The organism is Bartonella sp. SL320 (assembly GCF_059687635.1).
Genome location: NZ_CM185143.1, coordinates 1,857,080 through 1,865,969 on the forward strand (window position 1 = coordinate 1,857,080; position 8,890 = coordinate 1,865,969).

Below are 8,890 nucleotides of genomic sequence, written 5' to 3' on the forward strand. Positions count from 1 at the left end.
GTGTCGGCTAAAACTATATTAATAAATATATAAATAAGTGCTAAAAATTGAAAAAAATATTTAAAAACGATGATAGGGATGATGATTTGCAATTGTTACGGCACGGTAAAGTTGTTCTGCAAGAAGAATACGTGCAATTTGATGTGGCCACGTCATAAAACCAAAAGATAACAGAAAATCAGCACGATTCCTTACTTGTTCATTATGCCCATCAGGCCCCCCTAAAGCAATGACGACATCTCGAATGCCTTCATCACGATAACATCCCAATTTTTCAGCAAAAGCAACTGAAGAAATCGACTCTCCTCGCTCATCTAACACAATTAATCGACACTTTTCAGGTAAAAATTCAATAAGTCTCCTTCCCTCTTCCTCCATACGTTGACACGCTGTTTGAGCACGGCTTTCTGGTATCTCCTGTACCTTTTTTAAATGAAATCCTATAGCTCCAGAACTTTTAGAAAAACGACCCAAATAATGTTGAACCAATTTTTGCTCCGCTCCGCTTTTCATACGACCAACAGCAAAAATAGAAATTTGCATTTTAATGATCTCCGAAGAGAATCGATGGTGTATTATTTAAATCTGGAGCCATCCATATTTTTTCTAAATTATAAAAAAGACGAATTTCCGGACGAAAAAGGTGAATGATAATATCACCCGTATCAATCAATACCCAATCACCTCCAGAAAGCCCTTCTACATGTGCACCCCCCTGCCCACTATCTTTCCAAGTGCGTAACAAATGATCAGCAACAGAAGATACATGACGCTGCGAATTTGCTGAAGCGATGACCATATAATCAGCTAAAGATGACTTTTCTTGAATATTAATAGCAACAATATCTTCTGCTTTTGTATCTTCTAAACTCTTGAGAATAATTTCAAGACTCTCACTCACAGAAAAAACTTTTTTTTCTGTTGCAGAATTCATATCGTAAGAACGATTTTGTGCAATGTTTTTCAGATCAATATTCCTTTCTTATTGTTATAGAATGTAAAAAAGAGAGATTTTTCCAAAGAAAAGCAGAAACTTATACATTGTTCAAGAGAAATCATTCTTTTTCAAACGAAGGTTTGTTGACGATTGAAAAGAGAGAGGTCCATGCAAATAAGTCCAAACAGGTGGTTTGATAAAAGGTAATCGCTTACTTTCTCTCTCATCCAAACGAAACTGGCGATAAATGTGTGCCATAGGAAAAGAGAGAGCTGACCTATTGCCTAAAGGACGGTCAATAATTGCAATAGGAAGCATAGAGACGATATCACGCCATCGATACCAATGATGAATCGTTGTAAAACTATCTGCCCCCATAATCCATACAAAATTTACACCAGTGTAATGGGTAAGAATGTGAAAAATCGTCTCTATTGATACTTGGCTTCCTATAGCCTGCTCAAAAGCTGTTAAGCGAATCTTCGGATGATCAATAAGTTTAAAACTTAATCGCATTCTCTCCTCTAAAGGGAGTAACTGTGTACAGTCCTTTAAAGGATTTCCTGGACTAACCATCCACCATAATTGATCAAGATGCAAACGCCGAATAGCCGTTTTTGCAACAAGAAGATGTCCCGCATGCGGCGGATTAAAAGAACCACCAAAAAGACCCACAACATTGGATCTTTCAACATGTGGCATACGATCTTTCCATGGAAAAAATGGACTTTTCAAGCTCTAACCTGACCATTTCCTTTAACTTGATATTGAAATGATGTTAACTGTTCAACACCGATAGGACCACGTGCATGCATTTTTCCTGTTGCAATACCAATTTCCATTCCAAAACCAAACTCACCTCCATCAGCAAATTGTGTAGACGCATTGTGCAATAAAATAGCTGAATCCAAATGACTAAAAAAGCTCTTCACGACTTCCATATCCTCAGCAATAATCGATTCCGTATGTCCTGATGAATAACGCTTAATATGAGAAATGGCTCCCTCAATCCCCTCAACTGTTTTAACAGAAAGAATAGCGTCAAGATATTCATATGACCAATCTTCTTCAGAGGCTAATTTGATATCTGGTATAAGACATGCAATATCTTCCGTAGCACGGATTTCACATCCCTTCTCCTGTAAAGCAGTCAAAACAGGAAGAAACTTTTTTAATGCCCCTCTGTCAATGAGAACTGTCTCAACGGCACCACAGATCCCTGTCCGCCGCAACTTCGCATTTAAAACAATATTGCGTGCCATCTCTAAATCAGCCGATTTATCAATATAAATATGACAAAGCCCTTCTAAATGAGAAAAAACTGGAACACGTGCATCAGATTGAACACGTGCAACAAGACTCTTTCCACCACGTGGCACGATCACATCAATTGCTCCATCCAATCCTTTAAGCATCTCTCCAACGGCAGCACGATCTGTTGTTTTAACCATTTGAATTGCATCTTTCGGTAAACCAGAGCGCTCTAAACCTTTTACCAATGCACAGTAAAGAGCATGTGAAGAGTGAAAACTATCTGAACCACCGCGCAAAATCACAGCATTGCCCGCTTTTAAGCATAAAGCACTCGCATCAACTGTAACATTTGGACGACTTTCATAAATAATGCCAATCACACCAAGAGGTGTGCGTACACGACTTATATGAAGCCCATTGGGGCGTGTCCACGCACTCATGACTTGCCCAACAGGATCAGATAAACGCGCAACTTGGCGAACACTGTCTATTATTGTCCTCAAACGCAATTCATCTAATTTAAGCCGATCCACCATTGCGGCTTTCAAATTATTCTGAGTAGCCTTCTCTAAATCCAGACAATTCGCCTGTAAAATTTCATTTGATTGGGCCTCTAAACTTAAAGCGATCATTTCCAAGGCATGGTTCTTTTGCTCAGAAGAAGCAACGGCTAACATTGCTGCTGCAGTGCGTGCTTTTTGCCCCATATCTTTCATTTGTTCTTCTAAAGTCATCTTATCATTCACTCTACCAAAATAATAAAATAAAAGTAGCTTTTTTAAATAAAACTCGTTATGCAGCGTAAAATCATATCATTACGATGCACCATCGCAGAGCGTGCCTCATACCCAAGAATCGATTCAATTGCTTCGCTTTTATGTCCCATAATACGTACTGCTTCATCTTTGTCATAGCTTACAAGTCCACGCGCAATCTCAACTCCATTTGTATCAACAATAGCCACCGTATCCCCACGATTGAAATTTCCCTCAACGCCAATAACCCCTGCTGCTAATAATGATTTTCCTGTTTCAAGAGCCTTAATGGCTCCTTGATCAATCGTCAAAATACCAGACGGATCTAGATGACCAGAAATCCATGTTTTCCAAGCATTGACGGATTTTTCACCGGCCGCAAAAAAAGTCTTGCGTTCACCTTTATCAATCGCCGCAAGAGGATTCATACGTTTGCCTGACGTGATAATCATTGCCGTTCCAGCAGCATTCGCTATCTTTCCAGCATCAAGCTTGGTTTTCATTCCGCCCCGTGAAAACTCTGAAGTAGCACCATCTGCCATTTTTTCGATATCATGCGTAATGGACGCCACAAAAGGAATAAATTCAGCCGCCGGATCACAATGGGGAGACTTTGTATAAAGACCATCAATATCAGATAAAAGTATTAAAAGATCTGCCCCCATCATTGTTGCCACGCGCGCAGCTAAACGATCATTATCGCCATAACGAATTTCATTTGTCGCGACAGTATCATTCTCATTAATAACAGGCACTGCTCCAAAACGTAAAAGCACATTAATCGTCGCACGTGCATTGAGATAACGCCTTCGCTCTTCCGTATCAAATAAAGTGAGCAAAATTTGCCCTGTTTTAAGCCCATATTGTGCAAGCATATCACCATAGGTTTTCGCTAACTCAATTTGCCCCAAAGCAGCACATGCCTGACTTTCTTCCAGTTTCAAAGCCCCTTTAGGAAGCTGTAGCAATGTCCTTCCTAAAGCAATAGCACCTGAAGACACCAATAATATCTCTGTGCCTCCTTTGTGCAATTCAACAACATCATGGATCAAGCTTTTAAGCCATTCAACGCGTAAACCTGTCTGAGGATCAACCAAAAGTGCAGATCCAATCTTGACCACGATACGTTTATAATGTGTGAGTTTTTGCAATCCAACAACCATCTCAATCAGTCCTGCTATCCCCACCAATCTCCTCTTTACGTGACATTTCAATAATGTGTGCCCCAGCCCGCAGCACATTTTCTAAACCTTCACGGCTAACCGCAGAAAACATCATAACAGGTTGACCCGCTACTCTTTGCAAAGCTTCCTGTTTAGCTTTACGCTCTTCAATCGTGAGGGTATCTATCTGGCTTAAAGCAACAATTTCAATCTTATCACTGAGACTATGTCCATATGCTTCGAGTTCATGACGCACAATTTTATAGGCTTTTGCTACATCTTCTTCTTGAGCAGAAATCAAATGAAGGAGTACGCGACAACGTTCCACGTGTCCTAAAAAACGATCTCCAATTCCAACCCCTTCATGAGCTCCTTCGATTAACCCTGGAATATCAGCCAAAACAAATTCACGATCATCAATCCGTACAACACCAAGATGAGGATGAAGAGTGGTAAAAGGATAATCTGCAACTTTTGGCTTTGCAGCCGTTACAGAAGCTAAAAAAGTTGATTTTCCAGCATTGGGTAAACCAACAAGTCCCGCATCAGCAATTAACTTCAAACGAAGCCATATTGCACGCTCTTCTCCAGCCAAACCTGGATTTGCACGGCGCGGTGCCCGATTTGTCGATGTTGTAAAATGAAGATTACCAAAACCGCCATTCCCTCCTTTTGCAAGGCGATAGCGCTGTCCAACTTGTGTTAAATCACAGATTAATGTTGTATTATCTTCTTCAAAAATTTGTGTCCCAACCGGCACTTTAAGGATGACATCATCACCCTTTTCACCCGTCATATTACGCCCCTTGCCATGCCCTCCTGTTTTTGCTTTAAAATGTTGTTGGTAGCGATAATCAATCAGCGTATTAAGTCCATCAACAACAAGAGCCCAGACATCACCACCCCGCCCCCCATTCCCTCCATCAGGCCCCCCAAATTCTATGAATTTTTCACGACGAAATGATACAGCTCCAGAACCTCCATTCCCAGAACGAATATAAACTTTAGCTTGATCAAGAAATTTCATTGGAAGCACTCACTGAGGAATCAATTTCTCTACCTCTATAGGCAATACATTAATTTTACCAGTTTTTCATCATTGATAACAAAAAAACTGTCCCTATCGCTGATAACTCTTTTGGAAAAAAACATTACAATTTAAACCAAGTTAAGTAAGGTTTAAGTCTTCTTAAAAGAAGGCGCTATTCTTGTATTTTTGTTTTTCCCTTAAATTCAAGCGCGAGAAGATAAAGCTCGACTGATTCTGATCGGCTTGCGGGTGGTTTAACATGATAGACTTTTTTAAAATGCTGTTTTAATACTGCGAGAAGCGTATTTTCTGCTCCTCCTTGAAACGCCTTTGCTAAAAAATGCCCCCCAGGCTTGAGAACCGAAAGAGCAAAATCAGCCGCAACTTCACATAAATAAATCGTTCTTAAATGATCCGTATGACGATGACCTGTTGTTGGTGCAGCCATATCAGAAAGAACCACATCCGGTTTTGTCCCTAAAGTTTCAATTAATTTCTGTGGTGCATCTGTATGTAAAAAATCCATTTCCAACATCGCAACTCTAGGCAATGGATCTACAGGCAAATAATCAATACCAACGACACTAGGCTTTTCATCACTTGACCCTACGATACACTCAGCCACCTGACACCATCCTCCCGGTGCTGCCCCTAGATCAATAACCTTTTGACCTTTTTTCAAAAACTTATAACGCTCATTAATTTCAATGAGTTTATAAGCCGCACGCGAACGATAACCATCTACTTTTGATTGATGGACATAAGGATCATTCAAGTGCCTCTCTAACCATCGCCGTGATGAGGCCTTAATGGTCCCAGCTTTCTTTTTGACACGCTGATATAATTCATGGGATCCTGAACCTCCATAGCCACCCGTTGGTTTTTTTGTCGTTTTTTTCATCGTTATTCATTGTCTCCACATGTAATTCTCTAACGCTTGAAATCTTGGCTCTTTCTACGACGACACCACACACCATCGCGTAACATCAATTCTATCAAAATTCCTTCCCGTAATCCACGATCTGCAACCCTTAAACGCTGACTTGGCCAAACTTCTCGAATAACATCTAAAATGGCACAACCAGCTAAAACTAAATCTGCTCTCTCTTTCCCAATAAAAGGATTTATAACACGTTTTTCTATATCCCATGACAATAAGCGTTTTGTCATAAGCGTAATGTCTGCATCATTCATCCAAATGCCATCCACTTTCTTCCTATCATAACGCTCTAAATTAAGATACATCCCGGCTAACGTCGTAACTGTACCGGAAGTTCCCAAAAGATGAAACTTCGATCCTTGCGCTAACTTTCCTAATTTATGACGATCTGAAAAATTATTTAACAATCCTCGCACATAATTTTTCATTTTTTCAAAATCATCTAAACTAATATTTTTCCCTCCAAAACGTTCAGCAAGCGTAACAACACCAACAGGAAGAGAAGTCCAAGCGGTAATTTGCCTCGCTAAACGAAAAGAACGCTTTTGAGAAACATCAAGGAGAACAATTTCTGATGACCCTCCTCCAATATCAAAAAGCACAATTGCCTCAGTATTTGGTTCAACAAGTGTACTACATCCTGTAACAGCAAAACGTGCTTCTGTTTGCCGATCAACAATTTCCAATTCAAGACCTGTCTCATCCAAAACACGCTGAATAAAATGTCTACCATTTTCTGCAGAACGACAAGCTTCCGTTGCAATCAAACGATAACGCTTAATATGCCTTTGTTTTAGCTTTAAATGACAAATCTTTAATGCTTCAATTGCACGATCCATAGCTTGTGTATTAAGAAAGCCATTATTGATCAAACCTTCTCCCAATCGTACAATGCGTGAAAAAGCATCAACAACACGAAAATAGCCAGGTTTACTAGGAGATGCAATAAGAAGGCGACAATTATTCGTTCCCAAATCAAGAGCCGCATAAAGAGGTGGAGATTTTACTTGAGAACGCCGTCGAAGAAAAGATGCGTGACGTTTTTTTTGTTTTTGATCACCTATCATTGTCTGACTATGAAATTCAAAAGCTGTCTTAGATTGGATCAAAAACTGTTTCTGTTTACAATATTTTTCTTTCTGTTGTCTCTTTATATCAACAAGGACAGAGCATGGCTCTGTTCGTAACAATGCAGAATGATTATTTTTATTATTCCCACACTGATCATACAATTGATTTGCTTCGGTATCGTATGATTTTCCTTGCTTTGATTCTTCTGAACCATAATTTAACGGGGTCATTTCTCTTATCCCTTGAGCGATTCCCCCAATAAATAAACGCAAAAAATCTTCTGCTCATTTCTAAATAAAGCAACAATGTGGCATCAAATGATAAAATACAAGAAACTATTCCCCTTTTCTTATCATCAAAATTTTCTACGTTCGCATCATTCAGATTTTGTATAATGTTTTGGTTGCATTCGTAAAGTAATGTTTTTCTTTATAAACTTAAAACTATAAATTAATCGTTTACGTTCACATAAATTTTGTACATTATACGCTTTTTATACCATTTATACAAAGAATATTCTATGGTAACAAACCAGCATTATCATACTCTTTACTAACGTTTGAAGTTGCAATAACCTATATATTTAAATGGCTTATAAGAAAAAATTTTACTTTTTTCTTCAATCGTTTTATCAACACATAAGCCTCGTTCGTTCTATTCAACGAAATAGCTTTGATTATACTGGAGTAAAAGTTTTATGGTCCTACAAAATGAAATTCCAATAGCTGTTATCTCATGAATAAAAAGAAAAACTATCGCTTAAAAAATTCTCTAGAATTATAAACTTATCTATTATTGTAAAACTTCAATTGAAAAATATTACTGCTTAATCAGATCACTATAAAAATCCATATAGAGCTTAAAAAAGGAAATTAACCTCATCACTCTTATAAGAAAGCCATATTTTATTTAAAATTGAGTATTTCTAATATTTTTTCTTCTAACAACCAACATAATTATTTTCTAGGCTTTATAGAGAATTCTAATTTAATTTTCTATTATATATAAAGAATTTATTGTGAATTTAACTTCTTAAAATGCTCACTCTTTCGAATAAATCACCTCTCTGTCATATCACATAAAACTTCTTACTTGTTTTACCTTATCATTGATATTAAAAAATATAACACAACGATTTATAACAAAATAACTCTTATTAAAATATTCGATGGTTTTCTAACGGCGCAAAGAATTAAGTGCTGCGTTTAACCCTTTAAATGGTACAGTAAAAGAAAATACCTTTCCCTCTTTAATCTTATAGGAAATACGTACTTTATTATTCTGCTCTATTTGTTTAGTCAAAACTGGACCTATAGGTGATTGTGCCAAACAAACCGTTTCATTACATTGCGTATAACGAATAAGAATAGGTTTTTTAACACCTTTCACAAACACTTGAATTGGAACATTTATATCAGAATTTGGTAATGTTCGAAACAACATCACTGCTTGACCATTTGTTGTAGAAACAAGAGACCAACTAAAAATAGTATTTCCCTCCTGATCATGAACAGTCTGTGTCACATTACATATACCTTGTTTAAGCTTTTGTTTTTCATCACAAATCAAAGTCCAGTCATAAAACTGCATAATAATTCGACGTGTTTCACCAGGTTCTCCCTTAGGTACCGATAAGTGTGGTGGATGAACTGTATAAACACTATGATTTTCGTTAGCAGAGCCTTCGCCCTTGCCTATTAAGACAAGAGCAAACAGAATCTTCATGAACATACTTTTCTT

At 37.9% G+C, this 8,890-nt stretch carries 9 protein-coding genes; all 9 read right to left on the reverse strand.

Annotated elements, in window-relative coordinates:
- Nucleotides 1–60: 60 nt before the first annotated feature.
- The gene (gene rlmH, locus AC6ER8_RS07630; RefSeq protein WP_497078142.1) at nucleotides 61–543 is read right to left on the reverse strand and encodes a 23S rRNA (pseudouridine(1915)-N(3))-methyltransferase RlmH; all 483 of its coding nucleotides are present in this window, start codon (nucleotides 541–543) and stop codon (nucleotides 61–63) included.
- A 1-nt stretch (nucleotide 544) separates the two neighbouring features.
- Nucleotides 545–934 (reverse strand): ribosome silencing factor, encoded by a 390-nt coding sequence (gene rsfS, locus AC6ER8_RS07635; protein ID WP_497078144.1) that lies wholly within the window; start codon nucleotides 932–934, stop codon nucleotides 545–547.
- Between the two features lie 111 nt (nucleotides 935–1,045).
- Nucleotides 1,046–1,639: a nicotinate-nucleotide adenylyltransferase gene (locus tag AC6ER8_RS07640; RefSeq protein ID WP_497078146.1), complete on the reverse strand. Its 594-nt coding sequence runs from the start codon at nucleotides 1,637–1,639 to the stop codon at nucleotides 1,046–1,048.
- Between the two features lie 29 nt (nucleotides 1,640–1,668).
- Nucleotides 1,669–2,925: a glutamate-5-semialdehyde dehydrogenase gene (locus tag AC6ER8_RS07645; RefSeq protein WP_497078148.1), complete on the reverse strand. Its 1,257-nt coding sequence runs from the start codon at nucleotides 2,923–2,925 to the stop codon at nucleotides 1,669–1,671.
- A 44-nt stretch (nucleotides 2,926–2,969) separates the two neighbouring features.
- Nucleotides 2,970–4,109 (reverse strand): glutamate 5-kinase, encoded by a 1,140-nt coding sequence (proB, locus tag AC6ER8_RS07650; RefSeq protein ID WP_497079674.1) that lies wholly within the window; start codon nucleotides 4,107–4,109, stop codon nucleotides 2,970–2,972.
- Nucleotide 4,110: 1 nt separating this feature from the next.
- Nucleotides 4,111–5,136, reverse strand: a complete 1,026-nt coding sequence (gene obgE, locus AC6ER8_RS07655; RefSeq protein WP_497078150.1) for a GTPase ObgE — start codon at nucleotides 5,134–5,136, stop codon at nucleotides 4,111–4,113.
- A 175-nt stretch (nucleotides 5,137–5,311) separates the two neighbouring features.
- Nucleotides 5,312–6,040, reverse strand: a complete 729-nt coding sequence (locus AC6ER8_RS07660) for an RlmE family RNA methyltransferase (protein WP_497078152.1) — start codon at nucleotides 6,038–6,040, stop codon at nucleotides 5,312–5,314.
- 29 nt (nucleotides 6,041–6,069) lie between these two features.
- Nucleotides 6,070–7,380 carry a Ppx/GppA phosphatase family protein gene (locus AC6ER8_RS07665; protein WP_497078154.1) on the reverse strand — a complete coding sequence of 437 codons (1,311 nt, stop codon included), beginning with the start codon at nucleotides 7,378–7,380 and terminating at the stop codon, nucleotides 6,070–6,072.
- 946 nt (nucleotides 7,381–8,326) lie between these two features.
- Entirely contained in the window at nucleotides 8,327–8,881 is a 555-nt protein-coding gene (locus AC6ER8_RS07670; protein ID WP_497078156.1) for an invasion associated locus B family protein, read from the reverse strand.
- Nucleotides 8,882–8,890 lie beyond the last annotated feature (9 nt).